The following is a 22,588-nucleotide window of genomic DNA, read 5'->3' on the forward strand; positions in this document are numbered from 1 at the left end:
TGATGTCCGTTAAGAGCTCCGGATTGCGTCAAGCGTCGGCAGCTTCCCTTTGAGCTCCGCCAAGGGCAATCCTGTTTGGTCACGCAGCGACAGTTGCGGCGATGAACAGCCCCATTCAATTTCAAGAGCGACATCGTCCCATTTGACGACGAGCTCATCGGCCGGACTGTAGAGATTATCGCACTTGTAAAACACGTCAGCGCTGTCGGACTTCACGATGAAGCCATGCGCAAAGCCGCGTGGAATCCAGAACTGGCGCCGATTTTCCTCGCTGAGTTCTACGGCCACGTGTTTCCCGAATGTCGGACTCCCCAGGCGAACATCAACCGCCACGTCCAGGATGGCTCCCCTCAGCACCGTCAGGAGCTTACCCTGCGGGTTGGGGTTCTGAATATGAAGCCCTCGAAGCACGTTGCGGGAGGAACGCGACAGGTTATCCTGGACGAAGCTGCGCGGCATCCCCGCCTTGGCATAGCGGTCGCTCTGAAACAGTTCGGTCAGAAACCCCCGGTTGTCGCCAAACAGCTTCGGCTGGACGATCAATACGCCAGGAATCGCCGTCTCGATCGTGTCCATCCGGTTCTCGTCAACGAGGCACGCGGCCCCGGCGCGAGGAGCCATACAACGCGAATCGGTGTAAGGCTATCGGGAAACATAGGGATTAGCTGCAGGCTTGGTGGGCGGGATGAAAGGAATAATTCTCGCTGGCGGCTCCGGGACTAGGCTTTACCCGGTTACGACCGTTGTCTCGAAGCAGCTGCTCCCGGTGTTCGACAAGCCGATGATCTACTATCCGCTTGCGACTCTGATGTATGCCGGCATTCGCGAAATCCTGATCATCACCACGCCCCAGGATCAACCGCTATTCCAGCGGCTCCTGGGTGACGGCTCGGATTTTGGGCTCCAGTTTTCCTACGCCGAGCAGGAGCAGCCACGCGGCCTTGCCGACGCCTTCATCGTCGGCGCCAATTTCATCAAGCAAGATTCCGTGGCTCTGGTGCTGGGCGACAACATCTTTCATGGCCACGGCCTTGTGGATATTCTGGTCCGCGCCAGCGCGCGCACCAAGGGTGCAACCGTGTTCGGATATGCCGTCAGCACGCCTGGGCAATATGGCGTCATCGAGCTCGACCCAGCCGGGTTGGCAAAGTCGATCGAGGAAAAGCCGGCACATCCGAAGTCGAATATTGCGGTCACTGGTCTCTATTTCTACGACAACGAGGTGGTGAAGATTGCGGCGAGCCTGAAGCCTTCGCCCCGGGGTGAGCTCGAAATCACCGACGTCAATCGCGCCTATATGGAGCGCGGCGAGCTCCACGTCGAAGTGCTGGGCCGCGGCTTCGCCTGGCTTGACACCGGCACCCATGCATCGCTGGTCGAGGCGAGCCACTTCGTCCAGATCCTCGAGCAGCGCCAAGGCGTCCGCGTGGCCTGCCCGGAGGAAATTGCCCTGCGGTTCGGCTATATTTCTCTGGATCAGTTCGAAAAGCTTGCGCTGCGCTGCGCCAAGAGCAGCTACGGCGAATACCTGATGACAATCTGCCGGGGTTTTGCAAAGAACCGCCGCGCGGAGCCTTGAGATGCGGTTCAAAGGCGATGTGATTTTCGTCACTGGCGGAGCCGGATTCATCGGCTCCGCGGTGATTCGTCATCTGCTCGACGAAACCGATGCCAGCGTCGTCAACGTCGATAAGCTCACGTATGCGGCCTGCCTGGAGTCGATCCCGCAGGCTGTCGATCATCCACGCTATCGCTTTGCAAAGGTCGACATCTGCGACGCGCGCGGCCTGCGCAATCTGTTCGATCAATATCGTCCCGCGGCAGTCATGAATCTCGCGGCCGAGAGCCATGTCGACCGCTCAATCGACGGGCCTGCCGAATTCATCCAGACCAACGTGGTTGGCACCTTCACGCTGTTGCAGGAGGCGCTGCGCTATTTTCGCGGGCTCGACCATCCGGCTCAGACACGATTCCGCTTCCATCACATCTCGACCGACGAGGTCTATGGCTCGCTTGGCGATCATGGCCTATTCCATGAAGCGACGCCTTATGCACCGAACTCGCCTTACTCCGCCTCGAAGGCCTCATCAGACCACCTGGTTCGCGCCTGGCGCGAGACCTACGGGCTACCCACGTTGTTGACGAACTGCTCGAACAATTACGGCCCCTATCATTTCCCGGAAAAACTGATCCCCCATATGATCATCAAGGGCCTCGCCGAGGACCCCTTGCCGGTTTACGGCGATGGCCGAAACATTCGCGATTGGCTTTATGTCGAGGACCATGCGCGCGCACTGACGCTGGTGCTGGAGCGCGGGCGTATCGGCCAGACTTACAACATTGGCGGCCGCAACGAGCGGACCAATTTGCACGTGGTCACGACAATCTGCGAATTGCTCGACCGGCTCGAGCCGTCATCCCACGGTTCGCGTCAAAGGCTGATCTCATTTGTAGCGGACAGGCCAGGTCACGACCGGCGCTACGCTATCGATGCCGCGAAGCTCGAAAGCGAACTCGGCTGGCGGGCGGTGGAAACCTTCGAGAGCGGACTCGCAAAGACTGTGCAGTGGTATCTCGACAATCGGTCCTGGTGGCAGGCGATCCTGGAGCGCGGCTACAAGGCTACACGGATCGGCGTGTTGCAAAAGACCGGGCACTCGGCCTGACGGCCACGCTCAAGCACAAGCATTCCCTTCGATTGAAAGCTGGAATTCGTGCGGTTGTCAGCCGGAGGAATGCCGGTCGAGCAAGCAGAAAATCAAGCCGCGTGTTCGGCGGGATAGCGTGCGAGGCAGCGTCCGTCCGGACCGAGCGGCGCTCCGCAGCAGCACTTGCCCTCATCGAGATTTTGCCGCGGGCTCTCGACACGCCTGCCGCGTGCGTCGAGTTCAGGCGCCCGCAAACTCATCCATATGAAAAAAACGACAGAAGGCACTGTGGAGATGAAAACGCCTGCGAAGAATGCCTGCCAAGCTGTCATGGCCAGATTACCAACTACGATCTGCGAATTCGGCCTCGGTAAATATCATAACAATTACCGCTTTAATGTGGGGTAAAATAATGACTTCATAAGTTCGAGGGCCCCTGACTAGTTCATTAATCCACAGGCGCACGCGCTCACAGTGCACAAACGCACACCCCAGGCTGCGGCCTGCTCGCATTCAAGGCAATGTGATTGTGGAACTCGATTCCGGCCGGTCGCCGCTCTAATTGGCGGGTCCGGACGATGCGCCAGCCCCCGGCATGCGAATGGCGCGCCGAATCAGAAAGAACGCAAGCAATCCTGGCTCGATCAAATACCGAAAAGCGAGCCGCCGAGGACTGGCTGCGAGCCGGTAGAGCCACTCAAGCCCGATTCGCCCCATCCAGCGTGGCGGCGTCGGCTCAAAACCAGCAAAATAAGCGAATGCCGCCCCTCCCAATCCGATGACCGGAGCGTCGATTCTTGAGCGGAAGCGATAGGCGAACTGCTCCTGCCGAGGCATGCCCATGCCCAAAAACAGGATGTCCGGCTTGAATGCATTGACGCGATCGATCGCGCGCGTGGCTTCAGCCGATCCATCTTCGATATTGAAAAAGCCGTGTGCACCGTCGATCCGCAACGTCGGCCACTTCGCGCGCGCCTTGGCCAAACCTTCTTTCAGGACATCGGGCGTATGGCCCAGAATATACACGGAGCGGCCTTCCCGCTCGGCACGCGCCAGCGCATCGGGAAACCAGTCCAGCCAGGTGGTGCGGTGACGACGCCCGACCTTGTAGCCCAGCATCCGTAACACCGGCACCACCGGCATGCCGTCCACAATGACCAGCGTGTCCGGGGCTTGAAGCAAGCGGTCGTATTCCGGATCCGTACAGCTGACGTAGAGACCATGCAGATTGGCGCCGCCAAGCACCATCTTGTCGCCGGGCCCGCGGGTCCGGAAAATCTCATCCAGCAGCTGCTGTTTTGTCACCGGGTGAAACCGCAGGCCAAGCGCCCGGATTTCCCACAGCCTGGAGCTGAGTGGCTCCGGAGATCGCGATGCAATGTCGTGCGAGTCCAACATGGCCGGCAGCGCCGCGTGAGAGTGGACTGTGAAGATAGAGCGTGAAGGAGCCAAGGCGGCGCTCAGCGCGCTTCGCGATAGGCCAACGGAGAGAACACCGTCAGCAGCATGATCTTGCAGTCCAGGAAGAACGACCAATTGTCGAGATACCAAAGGTCGTGCTCGACCCGGCCCGCCATCTTCTCGATCGTGTCCGTCTCGCCGCGATAGCCGTTGATCTGGGCCCACCCGGTGATTCCCGGCCGAATGTTATGTCGCCGATTGAACCATTTGATGCGATCCGAGAACGCTTCGTTCAGCGCAACAGGGTGCGGCCTCGGCCCGACCACCGACATTTCACCAAACAGCACGTTCAAGAGTTGCGGAATCTCGTCGAGATTGGTCCGGCGCAAGAAGCGGCCGATCCGGGTCACCCTCGGATCGTTGCGAGTGGCCTGCCGAAACGCCTTGCCGTCCTCGAGGACGTGCATGGTTCGGAACTTGAGTACGCGGATCCCCTTGTTCCCGTAGCCGTGCCGGGTCTGCCGAAAAAAGATCGGCCCTTTTGAATCGCACGCGATGGCGATGGAGACGGCAACAAACAAGGGCGCGAGCATCAGCAACGCTGTCAGTGACACAGCGATGTCAAAGCCGCGCTTGAGCACGAAGTCGATCGAGGTCAGCGGACGATTGGACACGATCGCCGTGGGCAGCCCGCCGATTCCATCAGAGCTGCGCCGGCAAGGAGGATTATTCTTATTCTCCGAGAGCGGCACGATATGAACCGTGACCGGCGTCTCGGCGAGGCCCTCGACAATCCGCGAGGCCGCAACGGTGTTTTCGTGAGATGGAGCGATCACGACCGTATCGACCTCGTGAGTTCGGCACTCCTCGATCAGGTCACGGACGAACGCACTCAGGTTCCGGTTGCCTACGATCGAGCCCGAACCTTCCAAAGGCAAACTCAAGACCACGCGCGCACCGCCGCGGGTCAATCGATCGAGAAATGCGCGATCGCGAGCGACCGAGCCGATCACGATGATCTTTTGCGTGAGAAGCTGGCCTTGGGCGAGCGCTGACCGGATGAACGTCTGGAAGCCTGCACGAATCACGAACAGCGTCGTCGTGACGGCGAAAAATTGGGCGATGACCATGCCGCGCGAATAGCCCTCTGAAACTTTGAAGGCGAAAAATAATGCAATCAGGATGCTGAATGCCTCGAGCGAGGTTCGCACCGCTGACCAAAGAAAAGCCGGACTCGGAATCAGCACGTGACGAATGCGGTCGCCGAATACCGTGATGGCGCTCACGAGCAGCGAGATCAGCATGCTCGGCGCCAACATCTCCCAGATTGACGGAACCCACTCGTAGCTCTTTTGCCAATAGATCCACGCCGCGAGAAACGCAGCGATGGTGATGCTCGCAATTTCGAAGACACCGTAGATCGCTTCCACGCGGCTGAATCGAAATATCCGCTTTGAATTCGAAGTCTCGATCCGGACACCGTCAACGACAAACCCCGGCATCTTGCTCTGGTAGGTCATTCCGATGCTCCAACCGCGATTGATCTGCTAGCGAGCGTCGAGGATATTTGCGGCGACTTCGTGGTGCAGCGCAACGTTGAAATTTGTGCAGCGCGTTTGCTGAAAAAAATCGCCGCGTCTTTTCTGCGAAATGCGAGCGCGCCGCTAGCTCTTCTGCACGAACTGCATGTCAGTATCCCGCATGGAACGAAATGCCGTCACGCGTTTGCAGTGACGACAGGGTATCAAGGATTGCATCGCACGATGCGTGTCGCTTTTCGTTGCGATCGATCATGCAGTTTCAATGTAATTGTCGTAATCGGTTCCGCGGTGACGTGAGCACTCGGCCTCCGGCCGACTGGCCTCACTGCGTCACGGCCAACCATAAGCATCGATCATCGCCTTGACCTGTACATCGTTACCGTCCGCGCGCACCGAATTGACTTGATAGAGCGACTGCGCTTGCGTTCCCGTCCAATTGTGAAATCGCCGCTGCTGGCCGACTTTGCGAAAGCAGAAGCCCGCACGGCGCGCCATCCAATAGAGCCAAAGATCGTCCGCCGTCGGCGTGAGCGTCATCGCCCGCTCGAGATCGAGCACATCCGAGCCCATCGCGGCCGGCTCGTACAACACGCCGCCAAGTCCGGTCGGAAAGATTTCCGGTGAAGCGTGGGAATCGCTGGTGTTATGTTCCCACCGATCGTAGGGCTGCGGCGTTCCGGACTCGGTGAAGATGATCTTATGGGCACGCAAACACGCAAATTCGCGCGAGTCTGAGCGATATCCTCCGACCAGTTCCTCCAGCCACCGGGGCCAATAGTACGCATCGTCGTCCGCGGTCACCACGAAACAATCGGAAAACTCCCGAAATGCATATGTGTATTTTTTGTGAGAGCGGACATCGTCGCAATAGCGGATGATGATACCGTGTTCCGCCAGTTCCAACATGTCTTCCGACACAGCTTGCCGATCCTGACTCGCGATCCAGAGAATCGTCTGGTCCGCCCTGATCGATTGCGCCAGCAGGCAACGCAAAGTCAGTCCCAGCGTCTGAAAGCGCGGCGGATATGACGTCAGAGACACGATCAGAGGCTTCGGAAGTCGGTGCGCAACCGACGCTTGCCGGCGGCGATTCCAATATTTGCGAACTTTCAGTCGCAGCCAAGGATCGTAAAGCTCGATGGCTGCTTGCTTGGCCCGCGCGATTGGAAGCATCGTCATTGTGCTGCCTTCTATTTCGACAAATCATCTCGCCATCAGCGCAAAAAAGTGGCGCGTTTGTCGCCTAAAATTCGCCGGTGTAGCGTAGTGCATTGGACGCTGATCTGTTGAAACCTCTGCATCACACCTTCGTCAAGGGATTCTGCGCATGTTGCGAAGCCTGAAGAAAATTGTCTCGCAGACTCCCGTCTTGGGTCCCGTCGCAGCGAGCATCTATCGCGGCGTCCGCGGCGGTGCGAATCCCGTCTTCACCAATTCGGGCGAATACTGGGATGCGCGCTACAAGATGGGAGGCAACTCCGGATCCGGTTCCTACAACGAACTCGCTCTGTTCAAGGCCGAGGTCTTGAATGAATTTGTTCGAAATCATCACGTCTCAAGGGTCATGGAATTCGGCTGCGGCGATGGCGCCCAGCTCGGGCTCGCGGCCTATCCTGACTACGTCGGCCTCGATGTTTCCAAGCAAGCGATCGAAATTTGCCGAGCACGCTACCGCGACGACCCCGGCAAGAAGTTTCTTTTGATCGATGCGGGCCAGCCGGCCATCACCGCCGATCTGACGTTATCGCTGGACGTGATTTATCATCTTGTCGAGGATCGCGTCTTCGATCAGCACATGTCGTCGCTGTTCAACGCGTCTCAAAAATATGTCGCGATCTACGCGAGCAATGAAGACCACCACCCGTCCGACCCGCATGTCCGGCATCGCCGCTTCATGACCTGGATCGAGAAGCAACGACCGGATTGGCGTCAAATCGGTTTCGTCAAGAACAGGTACCCTTGGGACGCCACAAAACCGCAACAGACCTCGTTCGCAGACTTCTACTTCTTCGAGAAATAGTCGAGCGCCGGAGCGTTGCCTTCTGTAGCGGCATGAATTCAAAGTCGGGCGGCAGACGCCGGAGTTCAAGTCAAACATGGCCCTGCATGCCCTAATCTACGGGGTGGCGTTCCTCGTCCCTGCTGTCCTGGGCTTTGGCACTTTTGTCACGCTGACGCACCTGTTGGATTCCGCCCAATACGCGATCTATTCAACCGGAAACAGCTTCGCTTTCTTCGCCGGCAGTTTCTTTTTCAGCTGGGTCCGCTTTTCAGCTGGACGATACGAGGCGGAACGCGGCGGCCCGATCGCCATCCGCTTCTGGATGTCTTGCTATCTTTTCACGCTTCCGGTCGCAGCCGCAGCACTGAGTCTCACTGTTTTCCTGAAGCTCATCACGCCGGGTGTGGCTCTGGGAGTCTTCCTGGTCGCTTCCGGCCAGGCACTATTCGACCTCGCGCAGGAATTCTATCGCGCTCGGCACAGATCAAGACCGTTTGCCGCCTTCAATGTCGTCCGCAGCACGATCAGCATCGTCCTGGCGCTGGCCATTGCGTTTACGTTCCCCAGCGGCGCTGTCTTGCTGAGCAGCCTTGGTTTCTCATTTTTCCTGTGCGCGCTGATCAATGTCTGGAAGCAGGCTCGTAACGGCATTGAAACGGACCATGAATACTCCGTCAGAGAGATTCTCGTTTATGGCGGCGCACTTGCGGTCTCAGGCCTGGTGTTCTCGGCGGGATCGGTGCTGTCGCGCCTGATCGTCGCGAGCATGCTGGGCGTTGCGACCGCCGGCCCATATAACGCGGCCGCGGACCTGGCTTCTCAGATCGGTGGGATGATCGGTATCAGCATCTATTCGATCGCAGGACCGACGGTCATCAAGAATTTTGCAAGCAGTGGTATCGATCGGGCTCGTGCCGAATTTCGCAAGGCGGGCGAGATGTTTCTGGCGGTGGCATTACCGGCCACGGTCGGCGTTGTCCTCGTTGCCGATCCCCTCGTCGCCGTCGTGACCGGGCCCCATTTTCACGATGTGACGGCAAGATTGCTGCCGCTGATGATCGTCTCGGTCGCGATCTCCGCCTGGAATCAATACCACCTGCACATCGCGTTTCAGGTCGTCTCCAAACCAGGTCTGCAGGTGCTGGCCGGACTGCTTCAGGTCGTTTCATTGGTGGCTTTCACCTACCTCCTGATTGGGCCGTTCGGGGTAGAAGGCGCAGCATATGCTTTTGTGATCGCCAGTGTGATCGGGAGCGTCGTGACGCTGGCGCTGGCGAGGTCGATCTTCCCGGTTTCACTGCCGATGGCCGGTAGCGCCAAGATTGTCGCCTGCACGATCGGCATGGCGCTGGTTGTTTATGTGTGCACGCACTCGATATCTGAGAACATTCTGAAGCTCGCAGTCGGAATGCCCGCGGGCATTGCCGTCTATGGGCTGTTGGCGCTTCTATTCGACGTTTGGGATGCGAGAAGACGCTCGCACACGCTCTTCAATCTTCTCAAGGTTCGTTTTGCCGTTCGCTGACAGCTTGCGCGCGACCAGGAGGTAGCCGAGCGGAAACCGAACGCGCGTGCGCGCCGTAAGCCGCTTGGCCAGCGACGTTCGCCGCATCATGCGTGCACAGCGAACGAAGCTCTTCTGGACGATTGGCACCGGCGACATCAGCTTGCCGGCAAGATCGGCCAGAATTTCGGGTGCTCCCCCGGTTTCCTCCAGATAACAGACTTCGAAGCCTGCATCTTCGACCATGCCGGCGAGCGCAAACTTGGTGTAGCGAAAGAAGTCGTGAGGCTCTTCATGGATCCAGTAGAAAAACGGCACGCCGAGAATGGCCACACCGTTGGTGCGCAGCAGCTTGTGAACCTGCCCGATCAGCTTCTCCGGCTGTCTGATATGCTCCAGAACGTCACTCAGAATGACCGTATCGAATGAATCGGACGGCAGCTCGAGGTCTGCGTTAAGGTCGCGGAAAAAATCGACGTGCTTGCTGCCATGAAGGCCACTCTGCCAATCGACGCACACGGCGTCATCGACGAGATCGCGATAAACCGCGTAGAGCGGCACCTTGCCGCAACCGAGGTCAAGAAGCTTTCCGTGCGCAAATTCCAGAATCGCGCGCTGATACTGGGCCGCCATACACTCGGCAACGATACGCGAACCGATGCCGAGCTCGGCCGGATCATCGCTGGGTAACAGCTTCCCGTTTTTGAGAACGAACTTTGACGGCTTCCATTCTTCAGCGGCCTTCATGAGCCGCCCCATGAAAGACGTCTCGCATGCAAATGTGGAAGCCGCGACACATCATGCTTTTGACCGCAAAAATTGAGCGATGACCGACCATTGTTCCTTACGACGGTACTGATCATCGAACGGCAGCGGACGCATTGCGCGTCCATCCTTGCGCCGGTGCCACATCGTGAGCCAGGTTCGCCCATCGGTGAACCCCCAATTCGTGACGGTGACCGGCTTTGCCTCCGATCCAACGCAGGCGAGATAATCCCTGACGTGGCTCGCCACCATGTGATCGCGGGTGTTTTCGTCACCAGGCAGATTCTCATCGATCACGTCGAGTTCAGTGATGGCAATCTTGTAGCCAAGTTGCTTGACCTCCCGAACGAATTTCGCGAGCCCATCCCGATCGAGTGTCAGGCCCGCATCGAGATGCGACTGCAGGCCCAAGCAGTCGACCTCGACCTTTTCGTCGCGGAAGCGGCGGAGCAAGGCAAGCAAGGCGGCGCGTTTGGCCTTGTTATCCGGCTTGTCATACTCAAATCCGTATTCATTGAAGCAGAGCAAGACATTCGGATCCGCAGCCCGCGCCGTCGCATAGGCATGCTTCATGTACTCGCGCCCGAGCTTGTCCAGATAAAATGTTCGTCGCAGCCCCTCGCCCGAAGAATCAGCTCCGGTTTGCTCGTTGATCACATCCCATCGCACGACGTTGCCACGAAATCGCGAGACGACGTCGTGAATGTAAGCATCCATAGCATCGTAAATCGCCGCCGGCGTTTCCAACTGGTTCAGCCATTCCGGGACGGCGTGGTACCAAAGCAGCGTGTGACCGACCAGCCGAACGTCACGCTCTTTCATGAACTGGGCGATTGCATCGAGCTTGCCATAGGTTCTGACACCCTTGGTCCGCTCGACAAGCTTCCAGTTAAATTCATTGCTTGGAACGTAGATATTACATTCCCGCGCGAGCTGCTCATAATATCCGCGATTGGCCGGAAACTGAGCAGTCGTCTCACACAGCCCGTAAGGAATCCCCACGCCCTTACCTAGGTCTCTCAGCGACGGCTCAGCGCTCAAGTCGGCGGTTTGGCCGTCACCAGCGCGCGCGCTTGCTGCGGTCAGCGCAAGCGCCGTTGACCCCGACAGCAAAGTTCGCCGTGACACCGAGTGCGCAAATCCCATGACGTGGCGCCTCTTTGATTCCGAACGAGCAAAACAAGCTCACTGCTAACGGAACTGCACATCGGGATTGTGTCAGCAGTGAGAACTCCTGCGCACCGCTCGATGCCGAACGTGAGGCCCTTTGGTGCGCCACGAAGATTTCATCTTCAAGAGATTCGAATTCGTACGGGACGCTCCTCCATTACCATCGCGCTGCGGATGTTCCAGGAACAACGCGTCTCGCGGATGCATTGTCCGACGGCTGGAGGGTTCACCATCACGGGGAATTCGCAATGGTGAGAACCGTCGAGCAATCTGTGCGGGAATTTTACGATGGGCAAGGTTGGAAGGGCAGCGAAGACAGGCTGTTTCGCCAATATGGGCGCGCGTACCAGCAATATCACACCGCAGCCGACGGAAGGACAATCGACTGCTTCGCGGGACGAAATGGCTCGCTGCTCATCGCCGGCGGCGGCGATATGCCGGAAAGCCATGTCTGTATTGCGACCAAATTCGAGAAAGTTTCCTACGTCGACATTTCCGATACGGCACTCAAGATCGCGCAGCACAGGCTGCCGAAGCTCGAACCGAAGCTGGGGTCGATCTGCTCCGCGCCGTTTGAGACTTCCACTTTCGACGCCGTGTTCTGTGCGCACGTGATCTATCATATCGATGCGGCAGAGCAGGAGAAGGCCGTTCGCGAACTCATCCGAATCTGCAAACCCGGCGGTCGGATCGTTATTTTGTACAAAAACCCAAGATCGCCGATTCGCTACGCGGCCAGTGCAGTTGATCGGCTTCGCAAACTGGCGGCACCGAAATACGCAGTCGAAAAGGCATCCGGATTATATTTTTCTGCTCACCCGCTCAGGTGGTGGAGACGCTTCAGTGACAGTGCCGCAATCAGCATGAGACCATGGGACATTATCGGCAGCACTGAAGAGAGAACGTTGATTCCAGCCAACTGGCTCGCGAGCACGTTTTATGGGGTCGCCAGAGAGGTCGAAAGGGCCATTCCCGGCCTTGCCGTGAAGCTCTGGCAGTATCCGATCGTGATCCTCGACAAGCAGTGATCGCTCTGGCGGTGGCTAGCGCTTCCCAATGGTGAGGAGACCATTTAGCGAAAATCCCTCGAACGGTCTTCCAAAGCGCGCACATGATGGGTTCGGATCTGCGGCGTGACCGCGCCGTCAGAATAGCGGCCGGGCAACTGCAACTGCCATCGGACCGGCTCTACGCTTGCCCACCCGGATGCCCGCTCCTGCTCAACGATCAGCCTACGGAGGCAGGCTATTCCGATCAGCATCATGACCCAGGACGGATCGGATTTATCGAACAGGTTGGACTCGGTGATCGCGAGGTACAGCGGCATCAACCACATCGTGACGTAGACGGCAAAGATAGGGTTGCTCCGATCGCCACGATAAGCACAGATGTCCCGCAGCGGCCGCCAGATGACGAAGCCGAGCGCCAGAATAATCCCCGGTATGCCGATGGCGGCCGCAAGATCGAGATAGCCTTGATGTCCGTAGAAAGCGGTGTTCAACCAAGTGCCGCCATAACGCAGGGCCGGCGAATCCGTATTGAGCTGCCAGAAGGACTGAAAACCGGCCCCCGTAATCGGCTTGAGTGAGGTGTAGAACAGAAGAACCTGCCAGATCTCGGTCCGGCCGGTGAAGGAGGCGTCACCGACAATCTTGGAGGCAAAATACTTTGCGGTATCGCTCCAGACAGAACCGATGGTAACGAAATTGGCAATTGCCAACGGCACGAGCACAGCGGCCCATATCGCAACAGTGTTGCGTGACCGCGTGATGAATTCCGACAACAAATAGATCGGGATGGTCAAGTATGCCGCTGTCTTGCCTCCGGCGAACCAGAGAAACATCACCTGAAGCGGCAATAGCGACCATGTGTACCACCACCTCAACTGCTGCCGCATCCGCCATATGATCAGAATCATCAGGGCAAACAGCGGCGCTGCCACGTTCTTGTGCGCGAACTGTCCGCGCCAAAGCCCAGCGAGATGGGACTCAGCGCCTTCGGCCTGATGCCGTCCGAAACGAGGGATAAAGAGCGCGTAGAACAGCGCGTAAACCGTGGTGATGGCAAAGCACAAAAGCAGGGCATTCCAGAGCCGACGCTCATCGGCGATCGACGACACCGCAATCAGCACCGCGATCACCACCAGCATCATGAAGAGGTAGCGGCGGAGCGAAACGCTCGGGGCGATCGCCGTGAAGGTCGTCAGCAGCGCCCACGACGAGAACAACCAGAATGTGAGGTCGAATTGACGGAACACTGCCGCCCAGCGATTCATCACGCATGCGACCGCAAACACCACGATCACAGGCCACAGGAGCTGGGTAAACAACGAGCCTTCTACGGTGCCAAGGCCGCCATCGGCCGACCAGGTGCGCGACGTCGGGTTCGGTTCGATGAAGACAAAGGCGAGGATGGCCATGAAGCACAGCCACCGCAGCGCGTCCCATTGCCGCTCAGCAGATCCGAGTGTCAGCGCGCTCATGCTTCGACCGATGTCAGCGATTGACCTCAACGCATAACGTCATTGCAGGGTTCGTTTGAAGTAGTCGATGGTTCGTTCAATGCCATCCTCAAGGGCGATTTTTGGTTCCCACCCAAGCACCGAGTTGGCACGGCTGATGTCAGGCTTGCGTTGTTTCGGGTCGTCCTTGGGGAGCGGATGATACACAAGCTTCGACTTCGATCCTGTTTTCCGCAAGACGAGTTCCGCCAGTTCCAGCATCGTGAACTCGCCCGGGTTCCCCACGTTGATCGGGCCCGTGATCTCCCGCCCGCTGTCCATCATCAGAATCATGGCTTCGACCATGTCGTCGACGTAGCAGAACGACCTGGTCTGACGGCCATCGCCGAAGATCGAGATCGGCTGGCCCGTCAAGGCTTGGACGATGAAATTCGACACGACGCGGCCGTCGTTGGCGTGCATCCGGGGACCATAGGTGTTGAAGATCCGGATGACCTTGATCGGCAGCTTATGTTGACGGTGGTAGTCGAAGAACAATGTCTCCGCGCAGCGCTTGCCTTCATCGTAGCAAGCGCGCGGACCGATCGTGTTGACGTTGCCCCAGTAATCTTCGGTCTGAGGGTGAACCATCGGATCGCCGTAGATCTCGCTGGTCGACGCCTGCAGCACCGGCGCATTCAAGCGCTTGGCAAGACCAAGCATGTTGATCGCACCGTGCACGCTGACCTTGGTGGTCTGCACCGGATCTCGCTGATAATGGATCGGCGAGGCCGGGCACGCCAGATTGAAAATGCCAGACACTTCCACGTACAGCGGAAAGGTCACGTCATGGCGCATGACCTCGAAGCGTTCATTCGACAACAGGTGGGCGATATTGGCGCGTGTGCCGGTGTAATAGTTGTCGACACATAATACCGCCCGCTGGCGCGCCAGCAGCCGTTCGCACAGGTGGGAGCCGATGAACCCGGCACCACCTGTGACAAGGACTGTGTTGTCATACGACATTGTTCGGTCGATCCTCCACCGTCGAATTCAACTTGACGTTATTTCACAGCCGGCACTACGCGGCCTTTTCGACGGAACCAATGTCGGTATCCTCCGCTGTGCTGCGACCGACATCGACATAAACAAAGCCGTGTTTGCGCACTTCTTCCGCGCGATAGATGTTGCGCAAATCGGCCAGAACCGGAGTGCGCATGACCGACTTGACCCGCTCGAGATCGAGCGCCCGAAACGCGTCCCACTCCGTCACGATGGCGGCAGCGTCGGCGCCGGAGACGCAGTCGTAGGCGCTGTCGGCATAGTTGATGTCGCCGAGCACGGCCTTGGCGTTAGGCATGCCTTCCGGATCATAAGCGCTGACACGCGCGCCGGCGTCCTGCAACGCCTGAATGAGGGCGAGCGAAGGCGCGTCACGAATGTCGTCGGTATTGGGTTTGAAAGTGAGGCCCAGCACGGCGATGGTTTTGCCGTGAATCGAGCCGCCGCAAGCCTGGATGATCCGGCGCGCCATGCCGCGCTTTCGCTGATCGTTGACCGCCTGCACAGCCTCGAGAATACGGAACGGCACCCCATGATCTTGAGCCGTCTTGATCAGCGCAAGCGTGTCCTTTGGGAAGCACGAACCGCCAAAGCCCGGGCCGGCATGCAGAAACTTGGCGCCGATCCGATTGTCCAGGCCAATCCCGCGGGCAACCTCCTGCACATTCGCGCCAATCTGCTCGCAGAGATCCGCGATCTCATTGATGAAGGTGATCTTGGTGGCCAGGAACGCATTGGCGGCATATTTGATGATCTCCGCCGTGCGTCTGCTGGTGTGAAGAATCGGCGCACTGTTGAGATAGAGCGGCCGATAGACTTCCTCCATGACCTCCCGCGCACGGGTGTCCTCTGAACCGATGACGATACGGTCCGGCCGTTTGAAATCGCTGATCGCGGCGCCTTCGCGCAAGAACTCAGGATTTGAAACGACTGCGAAATCGGCATCAGGGCGCAATTCACGGATGATGCGTTCGACGGCATCCCCTGTCCCGACCGGTACAGTCGATTTTGTGACGATCACCGTGAAGCCGGACAGAGCACTCGCAATCTCGCGGGCAGCCGCGTAAACGAAGCTGAGGTCGGCGAAACCATCGCCGCGGCGCGAGGGCGTGCCCACCGCAATGAACACTGCATCCGCCTGAGCAACCGCCTCGGAGACGTTGACACCGAACGACAGGCGCCCTGCCCTGACGTTCTTGGCGACGAGGTCGCTCAATCCCGGCTCGTAGATCGGAATTTGACCGCGGTCGAGGCTTTCAATCTTTCCTTCGTGCTTATCCACGCACACGACGTGGTGCCCGAAATCCGAGAAACATGCGCCAGATACCAAACCAACATATCCAGCGCCGATCATCGCAAGATGCATCACCGTTCTCCCAAGCAAAGCCGATCCACGACAGGCGCATGTAGCGCACGCCGAGCGGCAGTTCTGTGGTGGTCAAAAGAAAAGAGCGTGTTGTTGGCAGTGATCGAAACGGAGTGTGTCGACATCACTCCGCGTTCATCAATCGCGGTTCGATAGTTCTGCGATCTCCGCAAATTCGTCAACCGTTTTTATTGCATCGCAGCAAGATCAACTTCAAACATGGTCGAAATCATGACGCACGCAGAAAACGTACTCTCTGCATCATACGCCAGCGATCTTGTCGGACGTTATGTCGGAGCGATGACGCATTCGTTGCATTGTGAGATGCAGGCGACGTCCATGACTGAAGAATAAACCAGCACTGCGCTTAGATTCGCGCCACTGCACCGGCAAGTCGGAGCATGACCCAAGGCACTCTCGCGCGGTAACGACGCATGGCTTGGCGCGCAATTCTCAAGCCAGGGGACAACGCGCCGTGACGGATGGCCTGCGTCGCACAGTACGTCATAAGACTCACCTCCGCTTCGCGCCGCGCGAGGGCGACATCATGCGGTGGAAGCTTTGCGAGTACGCTCTCCTCGTTGAAGATCCGAATGAGCGCCGGCTCAAAATCAGCGTAATCGCGGAAACGTGTCATCATCACGCTACCGTCATGCTCGCGATAATCCATGACACGTTCGGCCGTATAGACGAACGGCCCGGAGGCAGCGAGCTTGCACCAGAGATGCCAGTCTTCGCATAGCGATAAACGTGAGTCGAAGCCTTCCGAAGACCAGAACGCCGCACGATCGACGATGGCAATCCCGCCATTGATGATGAAATTGCCGCGGATCAACTGAGGTAAGATGTCACCTGAAGGCTTGCTCCGTGACCGGACCAGAAACCGCCGGCCAATGCGCTGTCCGGTTCGATTGATCCTTTCGTAATCGCCATAGGCCACTATTGCACGGCGTTCCCGTCCGGCGGCATCGAGAAGAGACGCCAAACCGCCGCCGACAAGCCGGTCATCGGCATCGAGAAAGAGAAGCCATTTCGTATCGGCAAGGCTCGCGCCAAAGTTCCGAGCTGCCGACACGCCACGCCCCGGATTTGATACAGCGGTCACACGACGGCTATCCAAGGCAGCTACGGAAGCCAGCGTGCTGTCCGTGGAACCATCGTCCACGACGATCACACTGCGGACGGTATCGCCCTGCGCCAGCGCGCTCTGAACAGCCTCGCCGATAAACGGCTCACCGTTTCTGACTGCGACGACAACCGTAACCGCGTTGTCATCGACCATGGACAATCCGGTATTCTTCGTGACGCCCGCCACTCAGCGCGACGATCTTCCCCAGCACTCTTGCACCCAACCTCAGGCCCTCGAAACGGCGGGGCGGGTACCACGCAAAGAGAACGACATTAAAGGCCGCGACGCACATTGCGCCGCCGATCTTGGCGGCTTCGGACGCGAGGCCGAAGCCTGGAGGCCGGTGCTTGAGGTTGATCAACGTATCCGTGTTCCCCACCCAATAGGCACGCTTGAGCATCCATTTCTGCGAGCAGCGCGACGCCGGCATTTCTTCGGTCACATAGGCGCGGCTCGCCCATGCAAAGATTTTTCTTTCGATTTTGAGCGATGTGAGCAGGTCCTTGTCTTCACCGCCCATCAACGCGTAGCTCGGGTCGAACCACGGGGACGCTCGCTCGCGGAATAAGTCCGCACGAAACAGAATGTTGCTTGTCGCGTCGATCAAACTCACCTGACCGTCAACCATCTTGTCAAAGGCGGCCTGGTTGGCCCGGCACAGGTAGCGTGGTACTGCGAGCTCGAAAATTCTCCGCACGGGCCCGCCGACCACATCTGCGTCATAGGCGGCTTGTACGCGCAAAAGTTCCTTGAGCCAGGTATCGTCAGCCCATTCGTCATCGTCGATCATTGCAACGGCGGTGACCGACGGACCCTTGAGGGCTTCCGCCACGATCGCGTTGCGTGTGTGCGAGATTCCGCGTTCAGCAACACGGACGACCTTCAACGGAATAGGGAACCCCTCGGCCAACAGGTCTTCGCATACCGCGACCCCCTCCCCGCGTTCGGTATCATTGTCAGCAACGACGATGCCGAACGGGCGATCGATTTTCTGCTGGCCGAGCGACTGCAAGCAGCGTCGCAACCACAACGGGCGTCGAAACGTTGGAACTCCGACAATAATTTCGGGAGGGGGCTGCATGCACCGCTACCTTTGCCAGTTCACGCGCGCAAACGCCGCTTTTAAGCGCTCGTCAACACGGTGCTTTCCCGGGTCGAAAACCTCAACTGTGTCGCGTCTGTATTTCCAGCCCGTGCTCAACCCGCGGAAGTGGCGGAATGAGAATTTCGGGTTCCACATCTGGCTGCGCCACCAGTTTTTGATCCGGTGATGCGTCATATGGCCAAGCGGCGGCACCGCGCGTGGCGCCACGGCCCATTTCGGCTGGCACAAATTCTTGTATGGCGGAACTCGAAGCGCGTAAACCGGCGCCTCCACGTGCGAGAAGTCGATGTGGCGGATCTGTTTGGTCTCGTCCGCGGCATTGACTCGAATGTTCGGCATCCAGGCACCATAGAAGCGCGCGACTCCATGCCGCTCTGCCGCCTCAAACACGCTTTCACCGCGACGTGACACCACCAACTCATCGACATCGGTGTTGAGAAAACTTTTCGCATCCAGAAGAAACCGCCAGCGGGCGTGCTCAAGCGAGCCGATTTGCAGAAAATTGGAATCCCAGCTGCGCCGCAGCCCCACACCCGGCGGGCCGAAGCGAAACGGGAACGGCACGACGCCGACGAAGGCCAAGCCGTGAACCTCGCTCAGACGGCCAACCAGCTCGGAGCTGTCGTAGGCCGTCGAGGCATTGTCGTACAAAAGAATCGCCTGTGCCCCGTGAACGTCGCGGTTGTAACGTGCCCAGTCACAGATCCAGGTAATGTCGTTGTTCTTGGAAATCGTGCAGAGCACGCGCAAGGCGCGATAATTTCCTGCTTCGGGCTGTGACACCTTTGCGTAAAACTCGCCAGCGCTGGTTTTTAAGACAATTTCCGATGTGCCGGCCGGCGCATCGACTTCCACGCGCGTCAGCCTGTCCATATCGAGACGGCGAAACGCGCAGCTCGCGCCGCTCGGCTTGGCAATGATGGTAATTTCTTTGAAGAGTTCTGCGAGGTTGTAGAGCGCGGGCCCGATCAAAAGCACCATGCTGCTGTCGGGATGGCGGAACACATCGTAGAACAACGTATCGAAATCGAACCGATCTTCGAAATCGGGCTGCCGAAGGGCATGAGGTCTCGGCGACTGTCTTCGCAGCCCAAGCGAGGGATCCAGGGTAATCGGTGAGATATCGAAAATCTTGCTGCGCATCGAGACGTTCACAACGCAATCGTCTGCCGAGCGGCGAAGCTTCTAACACAGTCGCGGCGATTGTCGCTATGCAACAATTTGAGCCGACGTTGCATGTCTGGCATTGGCGCCCGCTTCAATCCCAAAATCCTACATCTCCTTCTCGGTGAAATCGAAATTCAGCGTGGGCATCGACGAATTCGTTATCCCGAGGAGAACTTCCTTTTTCTCCAGCGAGTGAAGCGTAAATTCGACGCAACGCGTGCTCTGCGTGTAGCAAGCCTTGATCTTGATGACCTTCGGGCAAGAATTAGCAGCGCGGAGGTAATGAGTTATGATGTTCGTGTTGATTTTATCGATCAACATGCGGCCCTTCACCGTCACGCAGGGACGATTCGCGATGTCACGGACACGAAGCGGATTCTTGTGCGCGGGATCAACATCATCGTTGGCAGTCTGAGCGACGGCGCCTGAGCAAGCAACAAACGCACCAATCGCCAACAACGCTCCCGCAAGCTTCAGCATCGTGCCCTGAGTCCTCGATTGAAACGCGATCGAGGCAACGTGCACGGCAATCTGGACGATAGTGCGAATAAGCCGTGCCATTCATGCAAATGTTTTTTGACATATCCCGCGGCCAAAAAGCGGGCAGCCTGCCGCCACACCCGGCACTCATACATCGCGACTCATACGCGCCGCTTGAAGCATGCGCGCTCATCTGAACTTGCACGCGAGTGCACGGAGGTATCGTCATACGCGAAGCGCGTATGTTGCCTGTTCCCTAATGCGAATGAACAAATATGCGTCGTGCACTGCTCGAAAATTCGTTTCGCCGATATCTGTCGGGCAACCGTCACGAGATTTCTCATCGCGCGGGTTTCACCATGATGCGGTCACACTGTTTAGTGTAGATTTCCACGGCTCTTCGATGGAGCTTTCAAGAACCGGATGAGTTGCTGTGTTGCAGCTCGACAGTCACTTGTTCAACGAACGGACGCTCAACCTCGCGAACAAGCGAGGAGCACAGCAAGCAAGTTTTGAGGGAGGAACGAGAGCGTAAGGTGCGCCCGCGTTCGCATGGGCGCTCAAACCAATGAGATAGTCGCAAGGGACGATTGGCACTTATGCTTCAAACCTCCAATATCAGCCTCGGCGAACCGCTATCTTCCCCGCATCTCCTCTCGCCAGTCGACATCCTGTTCCGCTCGATCGCGATCGTACGCAGACACTACAAGCTCTGCGCCGTCGTTCCTGCGGTGTTCTTGGTCCTTGCAGTCGTGTACCTCACCGTCACTCCGGCGCAATTCACGGCGACGACAGTGATGGCCATTGATCCGAGAAAAAGTGCGACGGCCACGCCCGGCGCTTCCTCACAAAATCAAGACATCCCTGTCGACAATCTCACCGTCGAAAGCCAGACGGAGATACTCCAATCCGAGAACATCTCGCTCAAGGTCATCAGGGACCTGAAGCTTCTCGACGATCCCGACTTCAATCAGAGAAGCGCCATAGGGGCAGTCTTCGGCTGGCTGATATCGTGGGTTCATAGTTCCCCGCCGCCGACTGACCTCGAGCGCGAACGCGCCGTTGTCGAGCAATTCGCCAAACGCTTGAGTGTGAAACGAATCGGCGTGACGTTTATGTTCGAGATTGGCTTTACGCTTCCCGATAAGGAAAAGGCGGCTGTGGTCGCCAATGCCGTCGCAAACGCCTATGTCGACGATCAGTTGCAGGCCAAATACGAGGTGGCGGCGCGAGCTGGAAACTGGCTGCAGGATCGCTTGAAGGAACTCGGCAAACAGACATCGGCGGCTGAGCGCGCGGTCGTCGATTTCAGAATCAAGAACAACATCGTCGATACCGGCGGCCGCCTGATGAGCGAGCAGCAACTGGCGGAGCTGAACTCGCAGCTGGCTTTGGCCAGTGCAAGCGCCAGCGAGGCCTCCGCCAAGTTGTCGCGGATTCAAGAAATCATGGCGTCCGACGTCCCGGACGCAAACGTAACGGACGCTCTGCACAACGAGGTAATCGTCAAGCTTCGGAATCAATACACCGACTTGCAGAAACGCGAAGCCTATCTGGTCGACAAACTCGGGCCCGCCCACCAGGCCGTTTTGCAAGTCCGCGCCGATATGCGTACAGCAGTGCGTTCGATCAGACAGGAACTGCAGCGAATCGCGGCGGGTTACCAAAGTGACTTCGAGATCGGAAGGTCCCGCGTCGACAGCATCCAAAAAAGCCTCGCCGATCTCGTGTCGAAAGCGAACACCACCAATCAGGCACAGATCGAGCTCAAGGCCCTCGACAGCACGGCACAGAGTTATCGCACGTTGTATGACACGTTCCTGCAGCGGTATATGGAATCCGTTCAGCAGAAGTCTTTCCCGTTGACCGAAGCTCGCGTCATCACGAAGGCAACGCCCCCGCTCAAGAAGAGCAAACCCAAGACACTGATCACGTTGATTATCGCGTTGATCGGCGGCAGCGCTGTCGGTTTCGCAGCGGCGTGGGTTCGCGAAATCTTTGACCGTACTCTCCGCACCAGCGACGAAGTGCGAGCCGCACTCGGCGTGCCCTGCATTTCAACAGTTCCGATGTTGGATCCTGGTTCGCGGCCAAACCCCGTGTTCACGGGCATGTCGCACTTGGGCGAGGTCGTTGCTCGTCCGATGTCCCGTTTTGCCGAATCGATGCGCGCCATCAAGGTAGCCGTCGACTTCTTCCCGGCAGACCGAAAGCCGCAGGTCATAGGGTTCATTTCTGCTCTGCCCGGCGAGGGCAAGAGCACGATCAGCGCAAACTTTGCCGCACTGGTGGCTTGTTCGGGCGCGAGTGCGATTCTGGTCGACGGCGACCTGCGCAGCTCGATGCTGTCCGGCCGGCTGACACCAGGCGCGCAGAAGGGTTTGCTCGATCTTTTGTCCGGACGTCAGGCCGAAGGATCCCTGGTGCGACTTGATCACTTGCGATGCGACTTTATCCCCTCGGTGCACGGGAGCGCCGCAGCAAATCCAAATCAATGGATTTCCTCTGTCGCGATGCGCTCTCTCCTGGAAAAGCTCAAGGCACGCTACGATTATGTCATTGTCGATTTGCCGCCACTGGTGCCGGTCACCGACGCACATGCCGCAGCCGATTTGTTCGATTGCTTCGTGATGGTGGTCGAATGGGGCGCAACATCGGCCGAGATCGTTCAAAGCGGTTTTCATGGATCGTCGCGCATAACGACCAAGACCGTGGGCGCGGTGCTGAACAAAGTCCATCCGACCGCGAGCGCGTACTATGGGAATATGAGATACGCCACGGTCACATATTCCTGACCCAGATCGAACG

The 22,588-nt window shown here is 58.1% G+C and carries 19 protein-coding genes; 6 read left to right on the top strand and 13 right to left on the bottom strand.

Going from position 1 to position 22,588, the window contains the following annotated elements; translation table 11 throughout:
* Positions 1–9: 9 nt before the first annotated feature.
* On the bottom strand, positions 10–576 hold the full coding sequence (gene rfbC, locus RHPLAN_RS28010) for a dTDP-4-dehydrorhamnose 3,5-epimerase (protein WP_068031948.1): 567 nt from the start codon (positions 574–576) through the stop codon (positions 10–12).
* A 109-nt stretch (positions 577–685) separates the two neighbouring features.
* Between rfbC and rfbA the strand changes: the two genes are divergently transcribed.
* Positions 686–1,579, top strand: a complete 894-nt coding sequence (rfbA, locus tag RHPLAN_RS28015; RefSeq protein ID WP_068025211.1) for a glucose-1-phosphate thymidylyltransferase RfbA — start codon at positions 686–688, stop codon at positions 1,577–1,579.
* A gap of 1 nt (position 1,580) precedes the next feature.
* Positions 1,581–2,666: a dTDP-glucose 4,6-dehydratase gene (rfbB, locus tag RHPLAN_RS28020; protein ID WP_068025214.1), complete on the top strand. Its 1,086-nt coding sequence runs from the start codon at positions 1,581–1,583 to the stop codon at positions 2,664–2,666.
* Positions 2,667–3,206: 540 nt separating this feature from the next.
* Here rfbB and RHPLAN_RS28025 read toward each other — a convergent pair.
* The 3 genes from RHPLAN_RS28025 to RHPLAN_RS28035 all read right to left on the bottom strand — a co-directional run bounded on the left by RHPLAN_RS28025 (position 3,207) and on the right by RHPLAN_RS28035 (position 6,769).
* The gene (locus tag RHPLAN_RS28025; RefSeq protein WP_084245683.1) at positions 3,207–4,046 is read right to left on the bottom strand and encodes a WecB/TagA/CpsF family glycosyltransferase; all 840 of its coding nucleotides are present in this window, start codon (positions 4,044–4,046) and stop codon (positions 3,207–3,209) included.
* Between the two features lie 62 nt (positions 4,047–4,108).
* Positions 4,109–5,569 carry an exopolysaccharide biosynthesis polyprenyl glycosylphosphotransferase gene (locus RHPLAN_RS28030; RefSeq protein WP_068025219.1) on the bottom strand — a complete coding sequence of 487 codons (1,461 nt, stop codon included), beginning with the start codon at positions 5,567–5,569 and terminating at the stop codon, positions 4,109–4,111.
* 351 nt (positions 5,570–5,920) lie between these two features.
* Complete coding sequence (locus RHPLAN_RS28035; RefSeq protein ID WP_068025222.1) at positions 5,921–6,769, bottom strand: hypothetical protein; 849 nt, start codon at positions 6,767–6,769, stop codon at positions 5,921–5,923.
* A 148-nt stretch (positions 6,770–6,917) separates the two neighbouring features.
* On the opposite strand from RHPLAN_RS28035, the gene RHPLAN_RS28040 reads away from it, so the two are divergent.
* Complete coding sequence (locus RHPLAN_RS28040; RefSeq protein WP_068025225.1) at positions 6,918–7,610, top strand: class I SAM-dependent methyltransferase; 693 nt, start codon at positions 6,918–6,920, stop codon at positions 7,608–7,610.
* A gap of 76 nt (positions 7,611–7,686) precedes the next feature.
* Positions 7,687–9,117, top strand: a complete 1,431-nt coding sequence (locus RHPLAN_RS28045; protein ID WP_084245685.1) for a lipopolysaccharide biosynthesis protein — start codon at positions 7,687–7,689, stop codon at positions 9,115–9,117.
* Here the strand turns inward: RHPLAN_RS28045 and RHPLAN_RS28050 are convergent.
* Both RHPLAN_RS28050 and RHPLAN_RS28055 read right to left on the bottom strand, forming a co-directional pair.
* Positions 9,040–9,843 carry a class I SAM-dependent methyltransferase gene (locus RHPLAN_RS28050; protein ID WP_198164528.1) on the bottom strand — a complete coding sequence of 268 codons (804 nt, stop codon included), beginning with the start codon at positions 9,841–9,843 and terminating at the stop codon, positions 9,040–9,042. The genes RHPLAN_RS28045 and RHPLAN_RS28050 overlap by 78 nt on opposite strands.
* A gap of 51 nt (positions 9,844–9,894) precedes the next feature.
* Positions 9,895–11,007 (bottom strand): endo-1,4-beta-xylanase, encoded by a 1,113-nt coding sequence (locus tag RHPLAN_RS28055; protein WP_084245687.1) that lies wholly within the window; start codon positions 11,005–11,007, stop codon positions 9,895–9,897.
* A gap of 272 nt (positions 11,008–11,279) precedes the next feature.
* Here RHPLAN_RS28055 and RHPLAN_RS28060 point away from each other — a divergent pair, with 272 nt between their 5' ends.
* Entirely contained in the window at positions 11,280–12,059 is a 780-nt protein-coding gene (locus RHPLAN_RS28060; protein ID WP_068025238.1) for a class I SAM-dependent methyltransferase, read from the top strand.
* 44 nt (positions 12,060–12,103) lie between these two features.
* On the opposite strand, the gene RHPLAN_RS28065 is transcribed toward RHPLAN_RS28060, so the two are convergent.
* The 7 genes from RHPLAN_RS28065 to RHPLAN_RS28095 all read right to left on the bottom strand — a co-directional run bounded on the left by RHPLAN_RS28065 (position 12,104) and on the right by RHPLAN_RS28095 (position 19,861).
* Positions 12,104–13,513, bottom strand: coding sequence for an O-antigen ligase family protein (locus RHPLAN_RS28065; RefSeq protein WP_068025240.1), 1,410 nt, complete (start codon positions 13,511–13,513; stop codon positions 12,104–12,106).
* Between the two features lie 39 nt (positions 13,514–13,552).
* Positions 13,553–14,497 (bottom strand): UDP-glucuronic acid decarboxylase family protein, encoded by a 945-nt coding sequence (locus RHPLAN_RS28070; protein WP_068025242.1) that lies wholly within the window; start codon positions 14,495–14,497, stop codon positions 13,553–13,555.
* A 55-nt stretch (positions 14,498–14,552) separates the two neighbouring features.
* Positions 14,553–15,899: a UDP-glucose dehydrogenase family protein gene (locus tag RHPLAN_RS28075; RefSeq protein ID WP_068025245.1), complete on the bottom strand. Its 1,347-nt coding sequence runs from the start codon at positions 15,897–15,899 to the stop codon at positions 14,553–14,555.
* Positions 15,900–16,266: 367 nt separating this feature from the next.
* A complete protein-coding gene (locus RHPLAN_RS28080; RefSeq protein WP_068025249.1) occupies positions 16,267–17,181 on the bottom strand; it encodes a glycosyltransferase family 2 protein in 915 nt (304 codons plus the stop codon).
* Positions 17,171–18,109, bottom strand: a complete 939-nt coding sequence (locus tag RHPLAN_RS28085) for a glycosyltransferase family 2 protein (RefSeq protein ID WP_084245689.1) — start codon at positions 18,107–18,109, stop codon at positions 17,171–17,173. Before RHPLAN_RS28085 ends, RHPLAN_RS28080 begins: the two co-directional genes overlap by 11 nt.
* 6 nt (positions 18,110–18,115) lie before the next feature.
* Positions 18,116–19,276 carry a hypothetical protein gene (locus tag RHPLAN_RS28090; RefSeq protein WP_068025256.1) on the bottom strand — a complete coding sequence of 387 codons (1,161 nt, stop codon included), beginning with the start codon at positions 19,274–19,276 and terminating at the stop codon, positions 18,116–18,118.
* Positions 19,277–19,405: 129 nt separating this feature from the next.
* Positions 19,406–19,861 carry a hypothetical protein gene (locus tag RHPLAN_RS28095; RefSeq protein WP_068025259.1) on the bottom strand — a complete coding sequence of 152 codons (456 nt, stop codon included), beginning with the start codon at positions 19,859–19,861 and terminating at the stop codon, positions 19,406–19,408.
* 518 nt (positions 19,862–20,379) lie between these two features.
* On the opposite strand from RHPLAN_RS28095, the gene RHPLAN_RS28100 reads away from it, so the two are divergent.
* A complete protein-coding gene (locus RHPLAN_RS28100; protein ID WP_068025261.1) occupies positions 20,380–22,575 on the top strand; it encodes a Wzz/FepE/Etk N-terminal domain-containing protein in 2,196 nt (731 codons plus the stop codon).
* Positions 22,576–22,588 lie beyond the last annotated feature (13 nt).

Origin of the sequence: Rhodoplanes sp. Z2-YC6860 (genome assembly GCF_001579845.1) — a bacterium.
GTDB lineage: Bacteria > Pseudomonadota > Alphaproteobacteria > Rhizobiales > Xanthobacteraceae > Z2-YC6860.